Source organism: Acaricomes phytoseiuli DSM 14247, from assembly GCF_000376245.1.
In the GTDB taxonomy this organism is placed as follows: Bacteria; Actinomycetota; Actinomycetes; order Actinomycetales; family Micrococcaceae; genus Renibacterium; species Renibacterium phytoseiuli.
In genome coordinates this window covers 15,625-40,897 of record NZ_AQXM01000049.1, presented here as the reverse complement: position 1 = coordinate 40,897, position 25,273 = coordinate 15,625, and the positions used below count along the sequence as shown (strand labels likewise).

General features: G+C 63.6%; 21 protein-coding genes, 1 pseudogene and 2 riboswitches. Of the genes and pseudogenes, 10 read left to right on the top strand and 12 right to left on the bottom strand.

Annotated elements, in window-relative coordinates; genetic code table 11:
* Nucleotides 1–53: 53 nt before the first annotated feature.
* A complete protein-coding gene (locus tag C501_RS0104055) occupies nucleotides 54–1,286 on the bottom strand; it encodes a TDT family transporter (RefSeq protein ID WP_245532401.1) in 1,233 nt (410 codons plus the stop codon).
* Between the two features lie 17 nt (nucleotides 1,287–1,303).
* Between C501_RS0104055 and C501_RS0104050 the strand changes: the two genes are divergently transcribed.
* The 4 genes from C501_RS0104050 to C501_RS0104035 all read left to right on the top strand — a co-directional run bounded on the left by C501_RS0104050 (nucleotide 1,304) and on the right by C501_RS0104035 (nucleotide 4,684).
* Nucleotides 1,304–2,206 (top strand): LysR family transcriptional regulator, encoded by a 903-nt coding sequence (locus tag C501_RS0104050; RefSeq protein ID WP_018134354.1) that lies wholly within the window; start codon nucleotides 1,304–1,306, stop codon nucleotides 2,204–2,206.
* Nucleotides 2,207–2,369: 163 nt separating this feature from the next.
* Nucleotides 2,370–3,161, top strand: a complete 792-nt coding sequence (locus C501_RS0104045; RefSeq protein ID WP_018134353.1) for an amino acid ABC transporter substrate-binding protein — start codon at nucleotides 2,370–2,372, stop codon at nucleotides 3,159–3,161.
* Nucleotides 3,162–3,252: 91 nt separating this feature from the next.
* Entirely contained in the window at nucleotides 3,253–3,912 is a 660-nt protein-coding gene (locus tag C501_RS0104040; protein WP_018134352.1) for an amino acid ABC transporter permease, read from the top strand.
* Entirely contained in the window at nucleotides 3,899–4,684 is a 786-nt protein-coding gene (locus tag C501_RS0104035) for an amino acid ABC transporter ATP-binding protein (RefSeq protein ID WP_018134351.1), read from the top strand. The genes C501_RS0104040 and C501_RS0104035 overlap by 14 nt, the downstream gene beginning before the upstream one ends.
* 40 nt (nucleotides 4,685–4,724) lie before the next feature.
* On the opposite strand, the pseudogene C501_RS12450 reads toward C501_RS0104035, so the two are convergent.
* Together C501_RS12450 and fdhD are read right to left on the bottom strand one after the other, a co-directional pair.
* A pseudogene (locus C501_RS12450) lies at nucleotides 4,725–7,748 on the bottom strand (alpha-mannosidase).
* 212 nt (nucleotides 7,749–7,960) lie between these two features.
* On the bottom strand, nucleotides 7,961–8,821 hold the full coding sequence (gene fdhD, locus C501_RS0104025; RefSeq protein ID WP_043568167.1) for a formate dehydrogenase accessory sulfurtransferase FdhD: 861 nt from the start codon (nucleotides 8,819–8,821) through the stop codon (nucleotides 7,961–7,963).
* Nucleotides 8,822–8,921: 100 nt separating this feature from the next.
* Between fdhD and C501_RS0104020 the strand changes: the two genes are divergently transcribed.
* The gene (locus tag C501_RS0104020) at nucleotides 8,922–11,240 is read left to right on the top strand and encodes an FdhF/YdeP family oxidoreductase (RefSeq protein WP_018134347.1); all 2,319 of its coding nucleotides are present in this window, start codon (nucleotides 8,922–8,924) and stop codon (nucleotides 11,238–11,240) included.
* Here the strand turns inward: C501_RS0104020 and C501_RS0104015 are convergent.
* The 7 genes from C501_RS0104015 to C501_RS0103985 form a co-directional block, all read right to left on the bottom strand.
* Complete coding sequence (locus C501_RS0104015; protein WP_018134346.1) at nucleotides 11,237–12,508, bottom strand: molybdopterin molybdotransferase MoeA; 1,272 nt, start codon at nucleotides 12,506–12,508, stop codon at nucleotides 11,237–11,239. The genes C501_RS0104020 and C501_RS0104015 overlap by 4 nt on opposite strands.
* Nucleotides 12,501–13,532 (bottom strand): DUF6457 domain-containing protein, encoded by a 1,032-nt coding sequence (locus C501_RS0104010; RefSeq protein WP_083906532.1) that lies wholly within the window; start codon nucleotides 13,530–13,532, stop codon nucleotides 12,501–12,503. Before C501_RS0104010 ends, C501_RS0104015 begins: the two co-directional genes overlap by 8 nt.
* The gene (locus C501_RS0104005; RefSeq protein ID WP_018134344.1) at nucleotides 13,522–14,019 is read right to left on the bottom strand and encodes an HNH endonuclease; all 498 of its coding nucleotides are present in this window, start codon (nucleotides 14,017–14,019) and stop codon (nucleotides 13,522–13,524) included. The genes C501_RS0104010 and C501_RS0104005 overlap by 11 nt, the downstream gene beginning before the upstream one ends.
* A 248-nt stretch (nucleotides 14,020–14,267) precedes the next feature.
* Nucleotides 14,268–15,047: an NlpC/P60 family protein gene (locus C501_RS0104000; protein ID WP_018134343.1), complete on the bottom strand. Its 780-nt coding sequence runs from the start codon at nucleotides 15,045–15,047 to the stop codon at nucleotides 14,268–14,270.
* A 105-nt stretch (nucleotides 15,048–15,152) separates the two neighbouring features.
* Nucleotides 15,153–15,887, bottom strand: coding sequence for a C40 family peptidase (locus C501_RS0103995; protein ID WP_245532400.1), 735 nt, complete (start codon nucleotides 15,885–15,887; stop codon nucleotides 15,153–15,155).
* Between the two features lie 2 nt (nucleotides 15,888–15,889).
* Nucleotides 15,890–16,076: riboswitch (cyclic di-AMP (ydaO/yuaA leader) on the bottom strand.
* A 139-nt stretch (nucleotides 16,077–16,215) separates the two neighbouring features.
* A complete protein-coding gene (locus C501_RS14710) occupies nucleotides 16,216–17,289 on the bottom strand; it encodes a M23 family metallopeptidase (RefSeq protein ID WP_245532399.1) in 1,074 nt (357 codons plus the stop codon).
* Nucleotides 17,290–17,309: 20 nt separating this feature from the next.
* A riboswitch (cyclic di-AMP (ydaO/yuaA leader) is annotated at nucleotides 17,310–17,494 on the bottom strand.
* A 119-nt stretch (nucleotides 17,495–17,613) separates the two neighbouring features.
* On the bottom strand, nucleotides 17,614–18,327 hold the full coding sequence (locus C501_RS0103985) for an iron-dependent transcriptional repressor DtxR (protein ID WP_018134340.1): 714 nt from the start codon (nucleotides 18,325–18,327) through the stop codon (nucleotides 17,614–17,616).
* 210 nt (nucleotides 18,328–18,537) lie between these two features.
* Between C501_RS0103985 and serC the strand changes: the two genes are divergently transcribed.
* Nucleotides 18,538–19,665 (top strand): phosphoserine transaminase, encoded by a 1,128-nt coding sequence (gene serC, locus C501_RS0103980; RefSeq protein ID WP_156807617.1) that lies wholly within the window; start codon nucleotides 18,538–18,540, stop codon nucleotides 19,663–19,665.
* A 29-nt stretch (nucleotides 19,666–19,694) separates the two neighbouring features.
* On the opposite strand, the gene C501_RS0103975 is transcribed toward serC, so the two are convergent.
* Nucleotides 19,695–20,207, bottom strand: a complete 513-nt coding sequence (locus tag C501_RS0103975; RefSeq protein WP_018134338.1) for a DUF3027 domain-containing protein — start codon at nucleotides 20,205–20,207, stop codon at nucleotides 19,695–19,697.
* A complete protein-coding gene (locus C501_RS0103970; RefSeq protein WP_018134337.1) occupies nucleotides 20,204–20,590 on the bottom strand; it encodes a cold-shock protein in 387 nt (128 codons plus the stop codon). The genes C501_RS0103975 and C501_RS0103970 overlap by 4 nt, the downstream gene beginning before the upstream one ends.
* A 228-nt stretch (nucleotides 20,591–20,818) precedes the next feature.
* On the opposite strand from C501_RS0103970, the gene C501_RS0103965 reads away from it, so the two are divergent.
* The 4 genes from C501_RS0103965 to C501_RS0103955 all read left to right on the top strand — a co-directional run bounded on the left by C501_RS0103965 (nucleotide 20,819) and on the right by C501_RS0103955 (nucleotide 25,211).
* Nucleotides 20,819–21,094, top strand: coding sequence for a hypothetical protein (locus C501_RS0103965; protein ID WP_018134336.1), 276 nt, complete (start codon nucleotides 20,819–20,821; stop codon nucleotides 21,092–21,094).
* A 14-nt stretch (nucleotides 21,095–21,108) separates the two neighbouring features.
* Entirely contained in the window at nucleotides 21,109–21,441 is a 333-nt protein-coding gene (locus C501_RS13520) for a hypothetical protein (RefSeq protein WP_051064462.1), read from the top strand.
* Nucleotides 21,442–21,559: 118 nt separating this feature from the next.
* A complete protein-coding gene (locus C501_RS12445) occupies nucleotides 21,560–23,485 on the top strand; it encodes a helicase-associated domain-containing protein (protein ID WP_169332113.1) in 1,926 nt (641 codons plus the stop codon).
* A gap of 55 nt (nucleotides 23,486–23,540) precedes the next feature.
* A complete protein-coding gene (locus C501_RS0103955) occupies nucleotides 23,541–25,211 on the top strand; it encodes a DNA repair helicase XPB (RefSeq protein WP_018134335.1) in 1,671 nt (556 codons plus the stop codon).
* Nucleotides 25,212–25,273: the final 62 nt, after the last annotated feature.

Here is a 25,273-nt window from a genome sequence, read left to right as displayed (position 1 = left end):
GTCTTCTCCGTTGCCCTGGAATCCGCGCTCTCCGTCGACCAACCCTCAATCAATTAAGCGTTACGAGGCGCGAGAAAGAGAGTACCTCGGATCACCGACCCGTGAAATGTACGGGCCGCTACGATCAGCCAGGCGGCGATGAGGCCAAGGTAGTAGATGACCGCGAGCACTTGGACCAGCACGAGCCCGGAATGCTCCGCCAAACCGTTCAAACCGGTGACACAGGTGCCCACGGGGAAGGTGAAAGACCACCAGCTCAGACTGAACGGAAGGCCCTCACGGACGGCCCGGATCGTGATGAGCAGAGCGATCACGGTCCACAGCATCGCGAAACCCAGCATCGCGAAGCCGTACACCAGGGCCAGCATCAGCAACGCTCTGGCCGTACTGGTGCCGACCGCCGTGGGGGCGTTCGCTGCCAGCAGATTCACCGCGGTGATCGATTGGCCCACCGGGCCCAGGAGAATCCATAGCGTGGGCACCATTCCGGGAGCACCGATCTGATGCTGTACGAGCCTGTTCCAGATGAGCGTGATCACGATGAGCGAAGCGATCAGGCTCAGGCCGAAGAAACCGTAGCAGGCCCACAACAGAGTCTCGCGGATCTGCCCCGCTGGCGCATATGGCAGCAGCAGCGCCCCGGCTGAGGCGGAGACCATCGGCGGAACGATGGGCATGAGCCAGCCGCCGAATGCGGATTCAGCGGTGTTGTGGTGTCGCGTGAACGCCAGGTAGGGCACGATGATCGCGCTGAGCAGCCCCAGGGCGGTGCCGATGGTCCAGAGAGTCCAGCTGACCGTTACCGCGGCCTGCAGTCCGATCCAGTCCTTGCCGAGCAGCAGAGCGCCGGCACCGACGGTGAGGAACGCCATAGGCGGTGCACCATAGAAATACGAGGTCACGGCGTTGAGATGATGGCCTCTGGCGATTTGTCGGTGTCTCATCCAGTGCAGCACGGTCGCCGCGCTCAAGGCCACGAGCAGCAGCGCCGCGATCGCCCAGATCACGGTGACACCAGTGCGTAGTCCTGGAAACTGCAACGGCAGTGTGGCTCCCGCGACGGCGACGATCCCGGTGCCCATGATCGAGGCGTACCAGTTGGGTGCCAGATTCGCGAAGAGTTCCCGCCGGTCTGCGAGTTCACGGAGAATCTTCCGCTGCCGTGGGAGCTGCTCCGAAGATGGCGGGGTGGACTGAGCCGGTTGAGCGGAGAAGTCCTGATGCATGGTCATGGACTTCATCATGGCGGCTTCCACTGCTCGAAGACCACGCTGATTCAGCCGCATTGCTACAATATTTCCTTGTGGCAACTCGGCGGCTGACGGATCGGGCCCTTGAACTCGACACCCTGGAAGTACTCGAGCAGATCGCCCGTGCGGGTTCGCTCTCCCGTGCGGCGCAGCGGCTCGGCATCACCCAGCAGGCGGTCTCGGCACGCCTGGCCGCCGCCGAACACGCGGTAGGCGTCCGCTTGGTGGTCCGTTCGTCACTGGGCTCGACGATGACAGAAGCGGGCCGGATGCTCTTAGAACTGGCTGCTCCGGTGCTCGAGGCAGCGCATCGCCTCGAGGCAGGGCTCGCCGCTCTGCGGCAACCGGCCGGAACCCTCACCATCGCTGCTTCTCAGACCATCGCAGAACTGCTGATCCCGGAATGGCTTCTGGAATTGCGCAGGCAGAGCCCCGAAGTGACCGTCCGGCTCATCGCGTGCAATTCCGCCGAAGTCCTCGAACTGGTGAACACCGGGAGCGCCCATCTGGGCTTCGTAGAGGGGCCGGATATTCCCAGCGGCCTCTTCTGGCGCCCAGTGTGCTCCGATGAACTAGTCGTCGTCACCGCACCGGAACACCCCTGGGCGGGCAAGAGCACCGTGCACGCCGAAGACCTCGCCGCTGCCCAGCTGCTCGTGCGGGAGGTCGGCTCAGGAACTCGGGACACCCTGGAAGCGTGGCTGGCAGCCGCCGGCTGGAGTCTTGCCGAGCCCGCAGCGACCCTCGACACCACCAGCATCATCCGGGCCCATGCCCGCGCCGGGGTGGCTCCGGCCGTACTGAGCCTGCGCAGCGCCCAACCCGACCTCACCGCGGGGAATCTCATCCGGATTCCGCTCAGCGGTGAACCGTTGCTGCGGGAGTTCACCGCGGTCTGGAACCGGGAGGCCTCGCCATCAGTCCAGAAACTCCTGGAAATCGTCGGTGCGATTTAATGACATCTGAGGAAATACAAACCCGCTCCCCGATTGTTGGAACTGATAATCTCAGCGAACCGGCTATGACGCCCGGGGCTTTATCAGCCATCCGGAGTATGACGTTCTGGCCTGTAGTCGAGTACCCCCACGCATTGGAACTTCAGTGCAGTAAAGGAACCAGATGAAACTCCGCGCTCTAGCCGGTATTGCCGTTATCGCCGCTCTTGCTCTCACCGGCTGCTCGGCAGGCAATAGCGGGGAGGATACCTCGCTGAGCGATGCCACCTCTCGCGGGGAGCTCATCTTCGGTACTGAAGGCACCTACAAGCCCTTCACCTACCGCGCTGATGGAGGTTCCGGGGCTATCACCGGCTACGATGTCGAGATCGCCCAGGCCGTCGCCGAGAAACTGGGCGTCACGGCGACCTTCCAGGAGACCCAGTTCGATGGAATCTTCGCCGGCCTGGACAGCAGCCGCTTCGATCTCATCGCGAATCAGATCGCGATTAATCCCGAACGCGAGCAGAAGTACCTCTTCTCCACGCCCTACACTCTCTCCACCGGTGTCATCGTCACCCGGATGGACGACAGCTCCATTTCTTCTTTCAACGACCTGAACGGCAAGACCACCGCGCAGTCGATGACCAGCAACTGGTACCGCATGGCTCAGGAGAACGGCGCTAACGTTCAGGGCGTTGAAGGCTGGGCACAGTCCGTCGCCTTGCTCCAGCAGGGCCGGGTGGATGCGATCGTCAACGACAAGCTCACCTTCCTGGACTTCGAACAGAACACCCCGGACAGCGGGCTGAAGATCGCCGCAGAGAGCCCGGATACCTCGCGCAGCGCTTTTGTTGCGAGGCAGGGGTCGACGGCGCTCATCGAGGCGGTCAACCAGGCGCTCTCCGAGCTCTCCGCTGATGGCACGCTGACCAGGATCTCGGAGAAGTACTTCGGCGCTGACGTTTCACAGTGAATTTCACAGTGAACGTAGTCTCGAATGAGCGCCCGCTGAGGCAGCCGGTCACGATCGTCGCTGATCACATGGGCGCAAGAAGGCCCAGCGGATGAGCTGGGATCTCATCCTAAGTTCACTCGGGCCGCTTCTGCTCGGCGCGATCAGCGCCACTATCCCGCTCGCCCTGGCCTCTTTCGCCCTGGGCCTGGCCATCGCCCTACTCGTGGCTCTCATGCGCATCGGGAAGAACCGCGTCCTCTCCGGGGCCGCCCGAGTCTACGTGTCGATCATCCGGGGCACTCCGCTGCTGGTCCAGCTCTTCGTGATCTTCTACGGTCTGCCCAGCATCGGCGTGCGGTTAGAGCCCTGGCCGAGTGCGATCATCGCGCTATCGCTCAATGTGGGCGGCTACGCCGCAGAGGTCATCCGCGCCGCTATCTTGTCGGTGCCCAAAGGGCAGTGGGAAGCCGGGCATATGATCGGCATGTCTCGGCAGCAGACCTTGCGGCGGATCATCCTGCCGCAAGCCGCCAGAGTCTCCGTTCCGCCGCTGTCGAACACCTTCATCTCCCTGGTCAAGGACACCTCACTCGCCTCCTTGATCTTGGTCACCGAACTGTTCCGACAGGCCCAGCAGATCGCCTCGGTGAGCGGGGACTTCATGGCGCTCTACCTGCAGGCAGCCGTCATCTACTGGGTCATCTGCCTCTTCCTGTCGATGGGACAATCCCGGATCGAAAAGAGATTGGACCGCTATGTCGCCCACTGATACGCCGTCAGATCACAAGCCCCTGCTGGGCGTCCGCGGGCTGCGCAAAAGCTTCGGCACGGGCGATTCGGCCGTGCCCGTGCTCAAGGGCATCGACCTGGAGGTGCCCCGTGGCTCGGTGCTGGCGCTGATCGGCCCCTCCGGCTCCGGGAAGACCACCGTACTGCGCTGCCTCAACGGCCTGGAGATCGCCGATGCCGGCACCGTCGATCTAGCCGGTACGCAGATAGATTTCAGCGAGCACCCGCGGCAGAGCCAACTGAACGAACTCCGGGACCGCTCCGCCATGGTCTTCCAGCACTACAATCTCTTTCCGCATATGACCGTGCTGCAGAACGTGATCGAGGGGCCGGTGCAGGTGCAGCGCCGGCCACGGGAGGAAGCTGTCACCGAAGCCCGGGCGCTGCTCGAGCGCGTCGGCCTGGGCGGACGCGAAGACGCCTACCCCTTCGAGCTCTCCGGCGGCCAGCAGCAGCGCGTGGGCATCGTCCGCGCCCTGGCTCTGCAGCCTGAGCTTCTGCTTTTCGACGAACCAACCTCAGCACTCGACCCGGAACTGGTCGGCGATGTGCTCGCCGTGATCCGAGAGCTGGCCGATGACGGCTGGACGATGCTGATGGTCACGCACGAACTCGGCTTCGCCCGGGATACCGCGGATCAGGTGGCGTTCATGGACGAAGGCGTCATCGTGGAGCACGGGCCCGCCGATGCGGTGCTCGGCGATCCGCAGGAACCGCGTACCCGGCAGTTCCTGCGGCGGCTGCTGCGCTAGCCTTCGCGCTAGTTGGTCCTCCCGTTAGCTAATCCTCCCGCTAACGCTGGAAGCGGAGTGTGATGAGCTGGAGGGGGCGGAGCGTCAGCTCCGCCGAATCGTTGCCGATCAGGACTCCTGTGGGCTCCTCGACCGGCTCTTCCAGAAGGTTCACCACGGAAACGCCCTGCACTGGGAAATCGGCCCGGATCAGCCCGGTGGAGCGCTCACCCAGGGACTCGTAGAGCCGGACGATGACGTCCCCCGAGCCGTCCGCAGCGAGTTTCACCGCCTCGATGGTCAGCGCATCGTTGAAGACCGCGAAGAGCGGTTCTACCGGCTCAGCCCCCTGCACGGTCCGCAAGGGCAGATTGACCCGGTAACCTTCATCGACGGCATCGGCGATACTCGCCCCGGGCCTGATGGTCACCACGAGCTCGTGCTGGCCCAGATCCGCTTCCGGGTCGGGGAACTTCGGCGCACGTAACAGCGAGAGCCGCACGCGAGTGGTCGTGCCCTGATCCTCCGGCCGGACGGTGCGTGAGACATCGTGCCCGTAGGTGGAGCCATTGGCGATCGCCACCCCGTACCCCGGCTCGGCCACATGGATCCAGCGGTGCGCGCAGATCTCGAACTTCGCCGCTTCCCAGGAAGTGTTGTTGTGCGTCGGTCAGTGGATATGGCCGAACTGGGTCTCTGCGGTGCTGCGGTCGGCGCGGATATCGAGATCGAAGCCCAATTTGAGCAGTTTCTCCTGCTCCTGCCAGTCCACGTGATTCACGATCCGCAGCGAAGGCGAGCCCGCTGCCAGGCTGATCCGCTGAGTCAGCGGAGACGAGTTGACCAGGCTTTCCACGACCACAACGGCTTCCCAACCACCGCGCTCCAGCGTCACTGAATGCGCCTCGTCGATCTCGGTGACATTGCGCCGGTAGAACTCGTCGATATCCCAGGCATCCCACGCATTAGGGGTATCCCGGTGCAGTTCCAGCCGATTTCCGGCACCGCCCGGTGCTATCGCTTCCCGGCCGCTGGCGTAGTCCATCAGCGAGGTGATCCGACCCGCGCTATCGATCACGGCCCGCACCAGACCATTGTCCAGCACATAACCGCCATCGCGCTCTTCAACCTGCACGGGGGTCTCCGGGCGCACCGGCCCCGCGGCGGCAAGCGCCGGAACGCCCTCCCGCTCGAAAGGCGCCGCGTTGAAGACGAGTTCCTGCTCGCCATCACCGGCCAGAGTCTGAAGCGACTCGGCGATGATCTGCTCCGCGGAGCTGGCGATCGCGGCGTAGTTGCGCTCAGCATCCTGGTGCACCCAGGCGATCGAGCTGCCCGGCAGGATGTCGTGGAATTGCTGCAGCAGGGTGAGTTGCCAGAGTCTTTTGAGCTCGACGGCCGGATAGCTGCGGCCCCGGCGCACTGCCGCCGTGGCGGCCCAGAGCTCGGCTTCGCGGAGCAGATGCTCACTGCGCCGATTGCCGGCTTTGGTCTTGGCCTGGGTGGTGTAGGTGCCCCGGTGCAGTTCGAGGTACATCTCGCCGAGCCACACGGGCGGCTCGGGGTATTCATCTTCGATCTGCCGAAAGAACTCGGCAGCTGAGGCGATACGGACCCTCGGCGAGCCTTCCAAGTCTGCCGTGCGATGCGCTGCCGCGAGCATCTCCCGCGTGGGGCCGCCACCGCCGTCGCCCCAGCCGAAGGGCACCAGAGAGGTGTTGCTGCGGCCCTTCTCCCGAAAATTGCGCTCGGCGTGGGCAAGCTCGCGCGCGCTGAGCTCGGCGTTATAGGTATCCACCGGCGGGAAGTGGGTCAGGATGCGGCTGCCGTCGATGCCTTCCCAGAGGAAGGTGTGATGCGGCATGACGTTGATCTGATTCCAGGAGATCTTCTGGGTCAGGAACCCGTTCATCCCGGCCTGCCGGGCGATCTGCGGCAACGCACCGGAGTAGCCGAAAGAGTCCGGCAGCCAAACCTCGCGGCAGTCGGCGTCGAGCTCCTGGCGGAAGAAGCTCTTGCCCTCGAGAAACTGCCGAGCCATCGCTTCGCCGCCGGGCAGGTTGGTGTCCGATTCCACCCACATTCCGCCGACCAGGACGAACTGCCCGGTAGCGACCTTGGCTTTGATCCGCTCGAAGAGGTCCGGGTAGAACTCTTTGATCCACTGCAGCTGCTGCGCGGAAGAGCAGAAGAAGACGAAGTCCGGGTCTTCTTCCATGAGCGCGAGCACATTGGCGAAGGTCCGGGCGCACTTGCGGATGGTCTCACGTACGGGCCAGAGCCACGCGGAGTCGATATGCGCATGGCCGGTGGCGACCACGCGATGCGCTGAGCCATGCGCAGGGCTCGCCAGGGCCTCAGCCAGAGCCTCACGGCCCGCCGTCGCGGTTCCGGCGATATCATCTGGGTCCATCACGTCCAGCATGCGCTCCAGAGCCCGCAGGATCCCGTGCCGGCGCGGTGAATCCGTGGGGAGTTCCCGCATCAGACCGCTGAGCGTCCAGATGTCCTGGCGCAGTTCCCGCACCGTTTCATCTAGCTCGGCCAGGCAGATCTCGCCCAGAGTATAGATCGGCTCGGCGCCCGCGGTCGTCCGGTCGCCCAGAGCCGTGGGCTGGAAGGTCCAGGAGCCGCTGACATTGGGATTCGCGGCGGCTTCGACGAAGAAGTCGATCGTGCTACCCTCGGCTACCGGGACCAAGGGAACGTAACGATTGAGCGGGGAAAGGGCCTTGACCAGACTGCCGTCCGGGCGCCAGGCTATCCCTTCGCACTGGAATCCGGGCATGTCCTCGCTGTAGCCCAGGTTCACCAGGATTTCCGGGCGGAGTCCGCTGCCGCCGAAATCCTCGGGGATCTCACCGGTGACGTGCAGCCAGAGCGTGCTCCAGGCAGCGCCCCAACGGGTGCCGGGAGCGATGGGCTGGAAGTCCTGCGCCGCTGCTTCCTCGAAAGGAACAGGTTCGCCTGGGGCCGCCCAGGCGGTGAGGGTGAGTGGAATCGTGCGTCGATAACAGGCCGGAATGATCCGATCCCGTACGAAGCGATCGAGGCGGCCTTCGGTCAGCAGGCGGTCATCGTGCACAGAGGATCTCCTTCATCAGGATGCGGCACAAATCAGGACGCAACATAGTGTCCAGACGCTTCCTACCCCGGTCATATTCCAGACCAGCGGACCCCCAGAAACGTGGTATTAGAGTGGTATCAGAATTGGTGCACACCCCATGCACACCAATTATTCTTGAAATGTTACTAACTATCCTACGCCGCCCTGCGGGGTTTCGACAAGGATTCGGCTCAGGAAATCCCCGCAAGCCGCGCGGATAAAGCGGTGAGTGCTACTCGCTCGGAGCCCGCGTAGATATTGAATCTCTGGTTCCGGCTGAACCCGATCAGACACACCCCGGCCTCTTCGGCCAGCACCACCGCGAGCGAGGATGGCGCGCTCACGGCGGAAAGCACCGGAACTCCCGCCATCGCCGCTTTCTGAACCAGTTCGAAGGAAGCCCGCCCCGAGACCTGCAGAATAGTTCCGCTGAGCGGCAGCATTCCCTCCCGGAGGGCCCAGCCCAGCACCTTGTCCACGGCGTTATGCCGACCGACATCCTCGCGCAGGCACAGCAACTCCCCTGCCGCCGTGAAAAGCCCCGCCGCGTGCACGCCGCCGGTCCGGGTGAAGAGCGCCTGCCCAGCGCGCAGTCTTTCCGGTAGCTCGGCGAGAAGGTGGGGATCGAAAAGCTCCGGAGCCTGCGGAACGTAACGGGATGACTTGCGCACCGCGTCGATCGAGGCGGTGCCGCAGATCCCGCAGGAGCTCGTGGTGTAAACATGCCGTTGCAGATCCGGCAGCGGGACATCAGGCCGCAGCTGGGCCTGGACCACATTGAAAGTCTGCCTCCCTGACTCGTCCTCGCCCGCGCAGAAACGCAGAGAGACGAGCTCATCTGCGGAGCCGATCACGGCCTCCGAGAGCAAGAACCCCGCCACCAAATCGAAATCATCACCGGGGGTGCGCATGGTCACGCTGAAGGGCTGCTCGCCCAAGCGTATTTCCAACGGCTCTTCAGCCGCTATCGTGTCTTCCCGCTGCCGCACCGGGCGCTGCGCATCGCTCAAGTCCACTTTGAGCACTTTGCCCCGTCGTATCAGCCTGCTCACGTCTTCATTCTGCCAAGCCGGGGCGAGAATAGCGAGGCCGCCACCGGCTCTCTGCCGCCCTGCGAAGGCATAAATCTTCCGGGACACCTAGACTGGACGCATGAGCAAAGCACCCAGCGAAGGCATCAACGAAGATGATCTGAAAATCGGGGAACCGAAGACCCGGGCCGCTGGCTTGCCCGCAGTAATGCACTCCCTGCAGATTGGGGTGGAGCAGATGGGTGTGGTCCGTACCGCGCGGACGCTGTTTCGGGTCAACCAAAAGAAGGGCTTTGACTGCCCGGGATGTGCCTGGCCGGAACCGGAGCGCCGGCATATCGCCGAGTTCTGCGAGAACGGCGCCAAAGCGGTGGCGGAAGAAGCCACCAAGCGCACCGTGAATCCCGCGTTCTTCGCCCAGCACTCCGTAGCGGAGCTCCGGGAACAGGACGACTACTGGCTGGGCCAGCAGGGCCGGCTCACGCACCCGATGGTGCTGCGCGAAGGTGCTACACACTACGAGCCGATCTCCTGGGACGACGCCTTCGCAATGATCCGCGATGAGCTCAAGGGTCTGGATCATCCGGACCAGGCTGTCTTCTACACCTCCGGGCGCACGAGCAACGAAGCCGCCTTCGTCTACCAGCTCCTGGTGCGCGGTCTGGGCACCAACAATCTTCCGGACTGCTCGAATATGTGCCATGAGTCCTCCGGCTCCGCCCTGTCCGAAACCATCGGCATCGGCAAAGGTACGGTCTCCCTGGAGGATATCTACCAGGCTTCGCTCATCATCATCGCCGGGCAGAACCCTGGCACCAATCACCCGCGGATGCTCTCCGCCCTGGAAAAAGCGAAGCGCAACGGCGCACGCATCGTCGCCATCAACCCGCTGCCCGAAGCCGGGCTGTTCCGCTTCGCCAATCCGCAGGAGATCAGCGGGATCATCGGCAACGGCACCAAGATCGCCGATGAGTTCCTGCAGATCAAGCTCGGCGGGGATCAAGCCCTCTTCCAGGCCCTCGCCGCCTGCCTCATCGAACGCGGCGCGCTGGATGAGAAGTTCATCGCCGAGCACACTACCGGCTTCGAAGCCTTCCGGGACGGCCTGGCGGATCTGGATTGGGCCGAAGTCCTCGAGGCCACCGGTCTCGCCGAAAAGCAGATCCGCTCATTGGCTGCGGATCTGGAAGCCTCCGATTCCACCATCATCTGCTGGGCCATGGGCCTGACCCAGCACAAGCACTCCGTGGCGATGCTGCGCGATGTGGTCAACGTGCTGCTGCTCCAGGGCAACATTGGCAAACCGGGCGCAGGCGTCTCCCCGGTCCGCGGGCACTCCAATGTTCAAGGCGATCGAACCATGGGTATCTTCGAGCGGATGCCGGAAACCTTCCACAACGCCCTGGACGCGGAGTTCGACTTCGTCTCACCGCGCGAGCACGGCTACGACACCGTGGCCGCGATCCGTGCCATGGATGAAGGAAAAGTCCGCTTCTTCATGGGAATGGGCGGGAACTTCGTCCGGGCCGCCCCCGATACCGAGCACACCGAACGCGCCCTGCGCAACACCCGGCTGACCGTGCAGGTCTCCACGAAGCTCAACTATTCGCATGTGGTCACCGGCACCCAGGCGCTGATCCTGCCCACCCTGGGGCGCACCGAACGGGACACCCAGAGCAGCGGAGAGCAGCAGGTGACCGTTGAGGATTCCATGAGTATGGTGCACGCCTCACGCGGGCGGCTGGCTCCGGTCTCCGATGAGGTGCGCTCAGAGGTCGCGATCGTCGCCGAGATTGCGGAGAAACTTCTCACCGACGATGGCGCGCCCAAGCCCGGTACCCCGCAAACGGACTGGCGCGCCCTAGCCGGTGACTACAGTCTCATCCGCTGTCATATCGCCGCAGTGGTACCCGGTTTCAAGGATTTCGAAGCCAAGCTCGAGAATCCCGGTGGCTTCGAGCTGCCGCACGGTCCCAGCGCGGACATACGATTCAACACCCCCGATGGCCGTGCCCAGTTTACGGTCAATGAGCTGCACTACCCCAAAGTTCCCGCCGGTCGGCTGCTGCTGCAGACCCTGCGTTCGCACGACCAGTACAACACCACGATCTACGGAACCGATGACCGGTATCGCGGGATCTACCACGGCCGCCGGATCATCATGGTCAATGCCGAGGATCTTGCCGAATTGGGCTTGGCCGATGAGCAGATGGTTGATCTGATCTCCGAGTGGCCGCTGGCGGACGGGACGATCCAGGAACGGCACGCCAAAGCATTCCGGGTGGTGGCCTATTCGACGCCTCGGGGCTGCGCCGCCGCGTATTACCCGGAGACGAACGTGCTGGTTCCGCTCGACTCCACAGCGATCACGAGCGGCACACCGACCTCCAAATCGGTGGTGATCCGGCTGGAGCCGGCCGAGCCCTCCCCCGCCAGCTAGTCACCTGCCGAGGAGGGGAAATGCGCCATCCAGGGCAAGGGGAGCGCTGCTACCGACTCCCCGATAGCGGCACCCTGTTCGGGGATCACCATGATTCCCCGAGCGCTGGCCAGGCCCCGGAGCATCGCCGCGCCGGCGAAAGGCACCGGGCAGGCGAATCCGTAGCGCTCCCGATAGGGAATCAGCCGGGTCCGCCCCTCGAGCGGTTCGAAGGCCTCCCCGGTTTCGACCTCTGCCAGCGGCGGCAGTTCCCGGCCCGCGAAACCTGCGAACAATGGCTCGCCGAGGGTGCTCAGGCTCATGAACGCGGCCAGTGGATTTCCCGGCAGCCCCAGCACTAGGTGCCCGGTTGGCAGCCGGGCGAGCAGTGCGGGCGAACCCGGCCGGACTGACACTCCGGGCACCAGGATCTGCGCACCGAGGCGCTGCAGCGCCGTCCGGATCTGATCTGCAGCAGAGCCCGCTGTGCCACCGGTGGTGATCAGCAGCTCGGCATCGGTACTCGCGAGCGCATCTTCCGTACGGCTGAGATCATCGGGAAGACGCTGCTGCCGGGTGACGGCACCGCCCAGGAGTCTCACCACCGCCGGCAGCTGCGGGCCGAAGACGTCACGGACCTGCCCCGGTGCCGGCAACCCAGAGCTGATCACTTCATCCCCGGTGTAGAGAAGACCCACCCGCGGCCGGGCTCGCACGGGGACTTCGTCCAGGCCGGCCAGGCAGGCGAGTGCCACGTGCACCGGGCTCAGCACCGTGCCCTCTGCGACCAGCAGCTCCCCCTCCGGGGCTTCCTCTCCGATGCCACGGATATGCTGACCGTTCCGGGGTTCCCCGGGTTTGGCTGCGGGCCCGCGGCGCAGCACCGGCAGGCCTTCCCCGTCGAGCCCTTCTTGCCCGCTTTCACTGCGCAGAACCGCCTGAGCGCCCGGTGGAACCTGCCCGCCTGTGACGATACTGACCGCTTGCCCGGGGTACAGCCGTTCACCCTCGACCAGCGCATCCAGGAGAATCCAGGGCTCCGAGCCGCTCACGGCCCAGCCGTCCATAGCAGAAGCGGAGAAGTGCATCATCGGCTGAATCGCGGTGACCGGTTCGAGCAGCTGGCGGCCCACTGCGGCAGCATCGACCGGAATGTGCTCTGCGGTCAACGGGATGGCGGCCTGATGCGCCCGTTCCCGCGCCAGATACCAATCCAGGCCGGTTTCATGGCCTCGAGGTGAGTCGTTCAGATCTGCAGGGAGCGAGTCCGGAGATACCGGTTCAAGCATCCGGCTGCGCGTCTGTCCCACTCCCGCCGGAATGCTGAGCCCCGTCTGGGTACTGCCGTACTGCTTGCCTGGCTACCGCGAACGCCGATTCCAAGGCTACCGGCTCGGCGGCTTGCCCGCTTCCGGCAGCGAGCCCCGCAGCGTAACCCGCAATGAACGTGGTGAGCGGAGCTGCCGGGCGGACGATAGTGTGCGCGGCTTTTCCGGCCAGACTCAAGATCTCATCGATATCGATCTGGGTTTCCGGGATCTCGTAGTGCGCGAGCAATTCTGCGCACCATCGCGCTAAGATCTCTTCCTTCGTTTCCGCCACCGCTACCTCCGGTATCTCGATTCCCCAGAAACGGGCGTCATCAGGTTCATCGATATCTGGGATGCACTGCTCCGAGACGAGAACCCGCACTAACTTCAGCTTAGCAATCGCACGGCGCAATGATGGGCCGGATCGCTGCCCGTGGCGGCTTCCGCTCTCAGACCCCAAAGACTCGGACTCAGCAAGGGCCTGGTTCATGGCATGGCGCAGAGCCTCGGTCCGGTACATTCCGAATAAAGGCTGCTCTGCTTCCGCAGAGATCAGGATCCTGCCGTCTGAAAGATCGGTTGACGCGTCCCAAGCAGCGAGCAGCTGCCGCAACGCTGGGCCCGGATCCGGCAGGTCAGCGGCAAGTAGAAGCGTCCAAGGGCTTGTCACTTCTTCGAGACCCGCTGCCACGGCCGCCACTGGCCCGCTGCCCGGCGGATCCTCCCTGGCCCAGCGGATATCCGCCGAGCCCGCCACCAGCTCGGAGAGGGACTGCTGATCCCCAACAACCACCACCGGAGCACTCCCCTGCGCTTCAGGATGACGCTCGAGCTGAGGCAGCTCGGTTCCGGAATCAGCAATTCCGGCTCTGGCAGCACTAATGACCCGGCGCAGAAGAGCAGTGCCACGGTAATCGAGTGCGGGCTTACAAATGCCGCCGAGCCTGCTGCCCGCCCCGCCGGCAAGCACTAGGACTGCAACCGTCTCAGACTCAAGCCGCATGTTCGCCCAGGAACGGATCCCAATCCGGCGCAGGGCGCTCGAATTCGCGGACCTGCCACCGCCTTCCCCGCGGTACGTGCGGGGTGATCCGCAGAACCCAGTCCATCTCCGCTGGCGTGTGATCGCCCTTGAGGTTGTTGCACCTGAGGCAGCAAGCGACCAGATTCTCCCAGCTATCCGCACCGCCGCGAGATTTCGGCTGAATATGATCGATCGTGCTGGCGGCTTTCCCGCAGTACGCGCACCGATGCTCATCGCGTCGGAGCACTCCGCGGCGACTCAGCGGCACTCCCTCTGCGTAGGGCAGTCTGATATATCGATTGAGGATGATCACCGAGGGCCGGTTGAAAACGGCATTCGGGCCGATCACTGGCTCGCCGGCTTCCGCTAGCACCGAAGCTTTACCGGTCAGGACAAGGACCAGCGCCCGGCGGAAAGTCACTACCGCCAGTGGTTCGTATCCAGCATTCAGCACAAGGGTTCGCATCTGCGTCCTCTTCCGGACTGACCTGGAGCACTCCGACAGAGCCGGCTGCCTTGTCGCAGCTCCCGGTCTTGAACTCAGTCCTTAGCCTAGGCTGCCGCCGTCTCATTCAGCGAATCCGGCACTTTGGTAAAGGACGTGTCGGTAGGAAACCAGAATGAACCATGCTGAAAAAGCGCTTGCCCGGCACCAATGCGGTACCGGGCAAGCGCTTTGACGAACCAGTCATCCTCATGCAGCTTGCGCAGAGTTTAGTTGTCCGTCACGGAAACATAGTAGTCGGGGGCCCCGGTGGGGATAATAACAGAGCCGAGAACGGTCTGATTGCCTAGCCAACCACCGTGTACAGCCTGGCCGTTGCCTACGTAGATAGCAATGTGCTTGCTGCCATAGCCGTTATTGGAGTAATAGGCGATGTCACCGGGCTTGGGCGACTCACCCGGGCCCAGGACCCGGCCGAGGGTGCGGAAATACTCTGGGCCCATGGGCGTGGTGGGCAGGCCCATGGCGCTCAGAGCGCGGCGTACCAGAGCCGTGCAATCCTGAGTCTGGCCCAGCTGAGCATAAGCAGCAGCCGCGACGCCGGCACCGATGCTGCCGGCTTTGCCGTCGGCAGCAGGAGCAGCAGCAGCAGGCTTGGGCGCAGCGGCCGGAGAACTCTGCTGGGCGCTGGAGTTGCTCTGCGTCTCGACCTGGGGCTTAGCGGCGACCGGCTTGGGTGCGGGCTTGGAAGCAGCTGCGGGTGCTTCGAATACGACGTGCGCGGACGGCGAAGCGGTCACCGAAGAGAAGTTGGCGGTGACCGTCGCCGGGGCTGCGGAAACGTTGTTGGCGCTGGCCTGGATCGATCCTTCATTGGTGGAACCCTGAGCCACTACGCCACCGCTGAGTACGAGACCCGATGCTGCTGCGACCACAGCAGCCTGACGACTGACGCTGCCTGCGTTTCCGCCGATGGTCTTGGCGATAACGGCCATGGAGTTAGTCTTTGCTGGCTCCGCCCGATGGCGCGCGATCCGGGAGTTGCTCATATCAGAGTGCTCTCCTTCAAAATTCTTAGTATTGGTCTTCTAGTTTTCGTATTCAGTTCAGTGATTCAGCACTCTGGTGAGATTCACCCGAGTCAGGGAAAAGTTTCAGGGCATCGTGTAGTAGGTGGCGGTACCAACGGCATCCACAGCGGTCAGCAGGGTTCCCTGGGTCGGGTTCAGGGCACCGACCTCCATGCCATTGCCTACGTAGATGGCAACGTGGCTGCCGCCGTTCTGCACGACGAGGTCGCCCGGCTTGGGCGTGCTGGTCTGCACCATCACAGTCCACTGGTTGGTCCGCGGGAGTTGGATGCCGGCCTGAGCGTAGGCCCAGGCGATGAACCCTGAGCAGTCCCAGCCATTAGGGGTCGTTCCGCCCCATTCGTACGGTTTGCCTACGCCCTGGTAGGCAGCGGCAACAACCGCGGCGAGGTCGCCTGAACCCGCCAGAGCATCCGCTGCTGGAGCCTGCTGGGTTTTGCTGACGCTCTGCGATTGCGTGGTCGTTTCCGCAGCAGGGCGCTCTGCCGGAGCAGGCTTCGAAGAAGCGGCTACATGCTGGAAATCGATGGGAGCCTCTGCACTAGCAGTGACCTGGCCGCCGAGCGCAGCGGTGACTGTAGAGGCAACCGCCATGTTTGAACTCGCCAGCTGGGGCTGAGTCTGCTCTGCGGCAACGGCGGGAAGGGTTACCCCGGCGGCAAGACCGGTTGCAGCGACGACAACTGCTGCTTGGCGACCGAAGACCCCGGCGTTAGCGGTAACCGCTTGAGATAGAGCAACGATAGGACTGGTCTGTTGAGCCGCGCGGTGGCGGCCAGCAGGTGTCTTGAACGGCACGTAATACCTCTCCCAAAAGCCTGCGAGGTAAGCTGTCGGATTCGGATGGGAGTCACCCGGCCGCGCAGATCTGCGAAGATCTTTGCGACTTCACCCCGAGGGCCTGACTTCGGCCCGAATTGTGGTTCCCCCGCCTCTGCCATGCGATGTATAGTGCGAACGAATCTCAGGAATTGGCAGAGTTAGGCTTTTACCTGAGAGCAGCAGCTTCAGCTGAAGCCGTTGCATTTTTGACAGTACCGCATTTCACGGCAAATGTCACATTATGGTTACGAAAAAATTTCCTGTGATTTTAGAGCCGATCACGATTCGTGATCCGGAGCCGATATCAGGGGGTTGCCAGCCAGTTCATGGGATCGACGGTCTTGTTATCGACCATAACCTCGAAGTGGACGTGACAGCCGGTGGAGTTGCCGGTGGTGCCGCTCATGGAGACCAGATCGCCACGGTTGACCTTCTGGCCCTGGGCGACGTTCAGGGACGTGTTGTGGTTGTACGTGGTGCTCAGGCCGTTGCCATGATCGATCACCACGCGATTGCCGCCACCGCCGACATCCCAGCTAGCGAAGGAGACAGTGCCGCCCGCAGAAGCGAAAACGGGTGTACCGCACTGCGCGGCGAAGTCCTGACCGGTATGCAGTTCACCAGCAGCACCGGTCAACGGGTTGACGCGGTACCCGAAGGGCGAGGTGGTCTGGAGCTTCTCCAACGGAGCGCCCAGAGTGCCCTTGGATTGCAGGGGCGCCACTTTGTTGGCGGAGACTTTGAGGACATCCTTGAGCTTGTTGTCCGGATCGTTGTTGCTCGCTCCGGCGGCACCGTCGAACGTCACGGATGCACCGCTGTCGGCAGAAACTGGTGCGGCGCTCAGAGCGTCGTTGTTATTGCCCACCAAGGCGACCGGATCGCTCAAAGCGGCGGTGGTGGAGGGCACGATCACGGCGAGGGCCAAGCCAGTAGCAGCCATGGCGATGCTGCCGCGCTGAGCCAGATGCGCCCGGCTGACGCCGCGATCAGTGCGGTTTGCCTGCTGGCTGAGCCGTTCGTTCTGCCGTACCGCGCTCCGGCGAGGCAGCGCCGACATCGGAGCCGCAGAATCCGTAGCGGCTGTGGAGAACACTTCGCGCCCGGCGGATTTCGCGCTTGGGGAAACCACTGATGCCGTTACGGACTCTGAGGGGTTCAACGGGAAGGGCAGCGGTTCACTAGCACTTGCCGACACCGTTGCCGAAGGCTGCTGCGCGGCCTGGCGCGCACGACGCGCCGCGTCCCTGGGGCGCTGGGTGGCAGCACCCTGCGTGACAGCAGTCTGATCATTACTCTTGCTTGGTGTCACGACCGGATGACCGGTGGTCACTACCGCAGCCCGACGGCCGCGCTGCGGCTGATCCGGATGACTCACGGGCAGAACTCCCTACTTTTCTTTACTCTCGAACGTGGCCTACGAGGTTAGCTGTCGGATTCGGATCGAGAGCGACCCGGTCTCCCTGAAAAGCGCACAGCAGTGGCTTCTGAACGCACTCCAGAAAATGAGAACTTCACCCCAAGATCAGCGAACTGACCAGTTGTGGTTCCCCCGTCCTTGCCCTTGATGGCTATATAAACTGCGACCGGAGGGCAAGGTTAGGCACCGGCTCAGATAACGCTTTGATGTCAGCGTCAGAGAATAACTATACGGCATGAAGCCGTTTTGTAATAATTCTGTGACCTAAATCCTCATCACTCTTCACTCGGCTGACGCCGGGTCGTCCAGCACCACGAAAACGTGGACCGCGACTTCCTGCGGCAGCTCCAGCGCCCCTTCGATACCTTGCACCCTAACCGCGATGTAGTCACCTACCTGCTCCAGCGAGACCTCCGCACCCGGCTTGAGCCCGGCTTCCGCCAACTGCTCGAGCAGCTCCGGATCCACCTGGATCCGCTCGGAGAGTTGCCCCAAGCGCACCCGGGAACCCGGCTGATACTTCGTCATCGCATCGGAGAGATTGATCATGCCCGCCGTGAATTCACGCGCTTTATGCCCCCCGAAGACCTCCAGGCCCGGAATCGGATTCCCGTAAGGTGAATCCTCCGGCCGGCCCAGGAGTTCGAAGATGCGCTCCTCGACCTGCTCGCTCATCACGTGCTCCCAGCGGCATGCTTCATCGTGCACATACGGCCAATCCAGCTTGATCACATCAGAGAGCAGGCGCTCAGCCAGGCGATGCTTGCGCATCACCGAGGTGGCTCGCTCCCGGCCCAGATCAGTCAGCTCCAGATGCCGGTCGCCGGAGACCACCACCAGGCCGTCCCTTTCCATCCGGGCCACCGTCTGCGAAACCGTAGGCCCAGAATGGTGCAAGCGCTCTGCGATCCGAGCCCGCAGCGGCACGATGCGCTCTTCTTCCAGTTCGAGGATTGCCTTGAGATACATCTCTGTGGTGTCAACAAGATCGGTCACTCGAAAAACTCCTCACCAGGCGGCCGATGGACTGTCGCGGGCTTCACGACGCCGCTTTCGGCGCGGACGCTGCCTCTAATTTAGCCCGATTGCATGCCCGCTGAAAACTTCCGCAGCGGCAGCGGAAGCATAGCCGGATCCCGCAGAGTACGACAGAATGACTTCATCGCCATGCGGTCCGGTGCCGAAGGCTCATCCGCCCAGTACTACATGGAGGTTGTTTTGTCAGAAAATGTACCGCAGTACCTGCTCCCGCGTGACGGCAGGTTCGGCTCCGGTCCCTCAAAAGTCCGCCCGGAACAGCTCGAGGCCCTTCTGACCGCACGGGATCTACTGGGCACATCACATCGGCAAGCCCCAGTGCGCTCCCTGGTCGCGGAGATCAGGGAAGGGCTGGCGGAGCTCTTCGCAGCACCGGAAGGTTATGAAGTAATACTCGGCGTAGGCGGCTCCACCGCTTTCTGGGACGCCGCCTGCTTCGGCCTGGTCAGGCAGAAGGCTCAGCACCTGAGCTTCGGTGAATTCGGCAGCAAGTTCGCCGCGGTGACGGACCAGGCCCCGTTCCTGGAAGCCTCCAGCATCATTACCGCTCCTCCCGGCGACGTGCCCGCACCGGCGGCGGAGGCCGGCGCCGATGTTTACGCGTGGCCGCATAACGAAACCTCCACCGGGGTGGTCGCACCCGTGAAGCGCGTCAGCGGGGCTATTGACGACGCCCTAGTCCTGATCGATGCAACATCCGGCGCCGGCGGCTTGCCCGTGGATATCTCGGAGTGCGATGTCTACTACTTCGCACCGCAGAAGAACTTCGGTTCCGATGGCGGCCTGTGGCTGGCGCTCTGCTCACCCGTGGCCCTGGAGCGGGTGGCGCAGGTCGCCGCGAGCGAGCGCTGGATCCCGCCCTTTCTGTCACTGCAGACCGCAGTGCAGAACTCGAGGCTCGATCAGACGTACAACACTCCGGCGCTAACCACTCTGGTAACCCTCGCCGAGCAGTTGCGCTGGCTCAACGGCAACGGCGGCCTGCAGTACGCCACGAGCCGCACCGCTGAGTCATCGGCCAGGATGTACCGCTGGGCCGAGGAATCGGAATTCGCCAGCCCCTTCGTGACTAACCCGGCGCACCGCTCGCAAGTGGTGACCACCATCGACTTCGATAATTCCGTGGACGCTGCCTGGCTTGCCTCGGCGCTGCGACTGAACGGCATCGTCGACGTGGAGCCCTACCGGAAACTGGGTCGCAACCAGCTTCGAGTCGCGACCTTCGTCTCTATCGAACCGGATGACGTCACCGCCCTAACCAAGTGCATCGACTATCTGGTGGGGCAACGCAGCTAACACGACTAACACGACTAACGCAGCTAGGCTCAGTTTTCCTCGGCTTGAGTTTCTGCTGTTTCGGTTTCAGAGGTTTCGGACTCAGGCTCCGGGTGCTCTTCTACCGCGTCAGCGGCCGTATCAGGCAGAGCATCTTCGGGCCGGATCCGCTCGGACCACGGAACCCACTCCGGGGCCAATACCGAATCCGCAGAAGGCAGGAGCCCGACTTCACTGACCGTGGCCTCTTTGGCCCTGGGCGCACGGGCCAGCACCGCGAACCACTGCCAGCCGCGGTACCCGGGCAGGGTGCATTCGAAGAGCTGGGTCGCAACCCGCTCGCCTTCACTCTTCACCGCGAGGTGGGCACCGATATGTTCCTCGCGGACGATCTCACCAATGCCCTGTCGAGCGGCATCCACGGAGGCGGCCAGTACCGCATCCGGTTTGCCCACGCGCCATACCGGAACGCCCGACGGCGCAGACTTCTTCCGGCTGCGCGGCTTTTTCGGGCTGCGCTGCTGCGGAGACTCCAGTGGCTCTGCGTCGGCCGAGCTGGTCACTGTCCGTCCAGATCGCTGGCAACCGCCCGCAGAACGGACGCGACCTTGCTGGCACCGGCCCGGTCGGGATATTTACCCTTCTGCAAGCTGTTCGCGGTGCTCTCCAGGAGCTTGATGAGATCTTCGACAATCACCGCCATATCAGCGGCTGGCTTCCTGGTAGCTTTGACGACGGAGGGCTGCGTTTCGAGGACGCGCGCGGAGAGCGCCTGAGGGCCCTTCTTGCCGTCCGCGATGCCGAACTCCATCCGAGTCCCGGCCTTGACATCCTGCACTCCCGCCGGAAGCGCCTGAGCGTGCAGGAACACTTCCTGTCCGTCATCAGAGGTCAGGAAGCCGAAGCCCTTCTCACTGTCGAACCATTTGACCTTGCCGGTAGGCACGTCGTTACCTCTATCTCATTATCGAAGCCCATGGCCTACCGAATAGTCCCAGAGGGGACGAGCTGCCGGCAGGCTCAGGAATTCTCTAATCTCTTATGGTCTCTAGCGTATCCGCTCCTCGACAGGCATCGGCGGCTAGAAAATCTTGCTGGTTATTTGATGGTGTTTTTAGCATTTTAGTAGATAAGAGCCCGCAATTCAGACTCGTTGCGCTGCTAGCGTTAACCTATGCCAGTCCGAAACCTCCCCCAGCAGGGCAGCACCGAACCGGGAGACTCCCCCGGCGCATCAGGAGTGCCCTGGCTCTGGCGGCTCGTCATCCTGAGCGCGGTACTCAGCGCTGTCGTGGGTCTGGGCTTTCTGGCCTGGATCATCAGCCTCAATCTCACCGGAGCGCGCAGCGGCTCCGAGATCATCTGGATTCCGATGGTTTCCCTGCCCCTGGCTTTCATCCTGATGGTCGTGATCCTACTCGGCGCCGTGGCACGGCGCCGGAGACTCTGAACGGCCGGAAGACCATGTCGGCTATCCGCGCGCTGAGTACTGAGCTGCCTTCGCGCAGCGACTCAGATCTGCTCCAACTGTTCGCAGCCCGACCGGATCTGATCGACCCTCCTGTCGCGGATTTTGCGAGCCTTGCCGGCCGCGCGGCATCCCGGCTCAGCCTCCAGCGGGCGCTCGACCAGCTTGATACTCCGCATCTGCAGATCCTCGAAGCAGCCCTCGTGCACACCGGCCCCGTATCCGCGCAGACTCTTCTCAATGCAGTGGGCGGCGCAGACCTCAGCACCATGAACCGCATCCTCAGCGAGCTCAACCAGCTAGCTAGCTCTGCTCTACCGGATCAATAGCACAACAGGCAGCAACTCAACAGCAGAGGAAGCAGCTTATGCTCCGGTAAGCAGCCTGTACGAGGTCATGGGCAATCACCCGGCAGGCTTGGGCCGACCCTACCGGATACTGCAAACCGTGAGCAGTAGCTGGATGCAGGCTACGGCCCCCCGTCTTGGATTGACCGGCGCGGATCCGGCCACCGCGCTGGCAACCCATATCTCACGGGAATTACCCGCGCTGCTAGCCGTCGCCCCGGCACGGGCGGTAGAACTGCTCAACCGGCTCGCAGACGGCCCCATCGGGCTACTGCCGCACCCGCAGCAGGACAATCATGCAGCTCCTCAGTTCCTGATCGAGGCGGGGGTCCTGGTACCCCTTGACGAACGTCATGTAGAGCTCCCCCGAGAAGCAGGGCTGGCCTTGCGCTCAGGCCGCATCATCGAACATCTGGACCAGGAGCCCTGGCCTGATCCAGGGCATACAGCCACAGGCGCCACCGTGTCCACAGCACAACGGGATAACGCCGCGCTCAGCACCATCTCCGAGACGCTCCGCAATGTGGGCCTGGCTCTGGAGGCCATCCGGAGCAGGCCCGTGTCCACCCTGCGCAGCGGCGGAATAGGCGTACGCGCTTTACGGCTACTGGCGAGCGCGGCCGCCATGGAACCAGAGCACGCGGGATTTGTCTTGGAACTGGCAGCGGCAGCCGATCTGGTGCGCCTCGATCCGGACACCTCGCACTGGCAGCTGACCGGGCAAGGGCTCGGCTGGCCCGAGCTGCCGAGGGAAGAGCAGTGGCTGCGACTGGCACAGGCCTGGCTCGGGCTTGACCGGGCGATCTCGCTCATCGGAGAGCCCCAGCCCGCCGAGCACGAGCATAACAGTGCCCATCGTGCCATCAGCCCCCTGGCTGCAGAAGCCAAAAGAGCCGATATGCCCCGGCTGCGCAGGCTCCTCTTCGATCGTCTGATGAGCATCCCAGAGCAACGCGAAGCCCAGCGTACGCGGATCCCGGCCGCTGATTGTGAGACTCTGTACACCGCAGCGGGCTGGTACCGCCCCCGGCTCTGGCGTCGCCTGGGCCGGCTAGCCCCGGATGTGCTCGATGAAGCCGAAGCACTCGGACTCACCGGCGCAGGGGCCGTCACCACGCAGGCAAGACTGCTACTCCAGGACGAACCGGAAGCCGCTGCACGAGTGCTCGCCGCTGCGCTGCCCGCCGCAGTGGATAAGATCCTGCTGCAGAACGACCTCACCGCGGTGGCCCCCGGGTACTTGGATCCGGAGCTTGCCGCCGAACTGTCCCGGATGGCCGACCGGGAAGGCCAGGGCCCCGCCGTCATCTACCGTTTCTCTGATGCCAGCCTACGCCGAGCCTTCGATGCGGGCCGGGAGCCGGAGCAGCTGCTCAGCTTCCTGACTGAAAGCAGCTCCACTGCGGTGCCGCAGGCTCTGGACTATCTCATCCGGGACGCCGCAGCCCGGCACGGCTCCGTGCGGGTCTTCGCTGCCGGATCGGTCCTCGCCATCACCGATGAAGCCGTGCTCACGACCTTGCTCCACGATACCGATTTCGCCCCGTTGGGTTTCCGCACCCTGGGCCCGGAGCTGCTCAGCAGCACGGCTCCGCCAGCGGAGATCGCCCGGCTGCTGCGCGAGAAAGGCATCGCCCCGCTCGTGGAGCAGGCAAGCGCTTCAACTCAAGAAGCCGCCAGGCGAACAGTGTACGACGTAACGAATGGGCCGGGTTCAGTACCGACCCGCCAGGCAGCGCCACTGCCCGAAGAACAGCTGCGAGTGCTCCGGCAGGGAACCGCGGCCCAGCAAACTGCCCTCGCTCCGCAGCTGACCGTGGAGGCGCTCTACGAAGCGGCGCGCAGCCGGCAGCCGGTGCTCATGACCACAGTGGACGCCTCCGGGAATCCGGCACGGGCAGAATTCGTTGTGCTTTCCGTGAGCGGAGGCAGGGCCAGGATTTACGATGCGAACCGCGAAAGCGAGCGCGTGGTCTCGCTGCATCGGATCATCGATGTCGAACCGCCCGGCCCCGGTCCAGGATAAGAAACGACCCAGATAAGAAACCCCGGATTAAGAAGCCAGAGAACAGGCAGAAGACGTGAACGATGGTGCGCTGATCGTGCAGAGCGACAAGACCGTGCTGCTCGAGGTGGATCACCCGAATGCTGAAGCGGGCCGCCAGGCCATCGCCGCTTTCGCCGAGCTGGAACGCGCTCCCGAACACGTGCACACCTACCGATTGACCCCGCTGGGGCTCTGGAATGCCCGTGCTGCTGGTCTTGATGCAGAACAGGTGATCAACGCGCTGCTGGAGCATTCCCGGTTCCCGGTGCCGCAGTCGCTGCTGGTGGATATCGCGGAGACAATGAGCCGTTACGGCCGGCTGCGCCTGGAAAAAGACGCTGTGCACGGGCTGGTGCTGCGCACCGACGATTTCGCGGTTCTGGAAGAAGCCATCCGGGCGAAGAAAATCGCCGATCTACTCGGGCCCAGGATCGACCCGATGACCGTGGTCGTCCACGCATCGCAGCGGGGCGCGGTGAAACAAGCCCTGCTCAAACTGGGCTGGCCGGCGGAGGACCGCGCAGGGTACGTCGATGGCACCCCTCATCCGATAGCACTCGAAGAGCGCCCGGGCCCGGGCGGCTGGTCGCTGCGGCCCTACCAGAAGCTCGCCGTGGAGAACTTCTGGGCCGGCGGCTCCGGTGTGGTGTTCCTGCCCTGCGGAGCCGGGAAGACCCTGGTGGGTGCGGCCACGATGGCTACGAGCGCGACCACCACACTGATCCTGGTCACGAACACGCTCTCCGCACGGCAATGGAAGACCGAGCTGCTCAAACGGACCTCGCTGACCGAAAGCGAGATCGGCGAATATTCCGGCTCGGTCAAAGAAGTGCGCCCGGTGACTATCGCCACCTACCAAGTGCTGACGACGAAGCGCCGCCAGAGCGGCCTACAGCCCCATCTGGAACTGCTCAACAACCAGGATTGGGGCCTCATCATCTATGACGAGGTGCACCTGCTCCCGGCACCGGTCTTCCGGATGACCGCCGATCTGCAGGCTCGGCGGCGCCTGGGCCTCACCGCCACGCTGGTTCGGGAAGACGGCCGGGAAGGAGAGGTCTTCTCCCTGATCGGCCCGAAACGCTATGACGCTCCCTGGAAAGACATCGAGGCGCAAGGGTATATTGCACCCGCCGATTGCGTCGAGGTGCGCGTGGATCTGCCCCGGGACGAACGCCTGGCCTACGCCATGGCCGAGGACGCTGATAAGTACCGGCTCGCCGCCATGTCACCGGCGAAGACCGAAGCCGTGGCGAAACTCGTCTCAGCTCATCACGGGGAGCAGACCCTGGTGATCGGGCAATACCTAGAGCAGCTCGAGGAGATCGGCGAGCTGCTCGATGCCCCGGTGCTCACGGGGGATACCCCGGTGAAGCGACGGCAGGAGCTTTTCGAAGAATTCCGGCACAAGCGCATCCCGGTTCTGGTGGTCTCCAAAGTCGCGAACTTCTCCATCGACCTCCCCGAAGCTTCGGTGGCGATCCAGGTCTCCGGGTCCTTCGGATCTCGTCAGGAAGAAGCACAACGACTGGGCCGGTTGCTGCGGCCTAAATCAGATGGTCGTTCCGCCCGGTTCTATACCCTCGTGGCACGAGACACCACGGATCAGGAGTTCGCGGCTAAACGCCAGCGCTTCTTGGCCGAGCAGGGGTACGCCTACCGGATTCTCGACGGCGCCAAGCTCGTGGCAGACCACCCGCTCTGAATTCCCAGGGGTTCTCCAAGAGAACCCACGAATTCGGAAAGTTTTCAGGAAACGCTCAGCAA

Coding starts and splice junctions, on each gene's coding strand:
- C501_RS0104055 (WP_245532401.1), bottom strand. CDS start 1,286: ATGCGGCTGAATCAGCGTGGTCTTCGAGCAGTGGAAGCCGCCATGATG.
- C501_RS0104045 (WP_018134353.1), top strand. CDS start 2,370: ATGAAACTCCGCGCTCTAGCCGGTATTGCCGTTATCGCCGCTCTTGCT.
- C501_RS0104040 (WP_018134352.1), top strand. CDS start 3,253: ATGAGCTGGGATCTCATCCTAAGTTCACTCGGGCCGCTTCTGCTCGGC.
- C501_RS0104035 (WP_018134351.1), top strand. CDS start 3,899: ATGTCGCCCACTGATACGCCGTCAGATCACAAGCCCCTGCTGGGCGTC.
- C501_RS0104020 (WP_018134347.1), top strand. CDS start 8,922: ATGAGCAAAGCACCCAGCGAAGGCATCAACGAAGATGATCTGAAAATC.
- C501_RS0104015 (WP_018134346.1), bottom strand. CDS start 12,508: ATGCTTGAACCGGTATCTCCGGACTCGCTCCCTGCAGATCTGAACGAC.
- C501_RS0104010 (WP_083906532.1), bottom strand. CDS start 13,532: ATGCGGCTTGAGTCTGAGACGGTTGCAGTCCTAGTGCTTGCCGGCGGG.
- C501_RS0104005 (WP_018134344.1), bottom strand. CDS start 14,019: ATGCGAACCCTTGTGCTGAATGCTGGATACGAACCACTGGCGGTAGTG.
- C501_RS0104000 (WP_018134343.1), bottom strand. CDS start 15,047: ATGAGCAACTCCCGGATCGCGCGCCATCGGGCGGAGCCAGCAAAGACT.
- serC (WP_156807617.1), top strand. CDS start 18,538: ATGGAGGTTGTTTTGTCAGAAAATGTACCGCAGTACCTGCTCCCGCGT.
- C501_RS0103965 (WP_018134336.1), top strand. CDS start 20,819: ATGCCAGTCCGAAACCTCCCCCAGCAGGGCAGCACCGAACCGGGAGAC.
- C501_RS13520 (WP_051064462.1), top strand. CDS start 21,109: ATGTCGGCTATCCGCGCGCTGAGTACTGAGCTGCCTTCGCGCAGCGAC.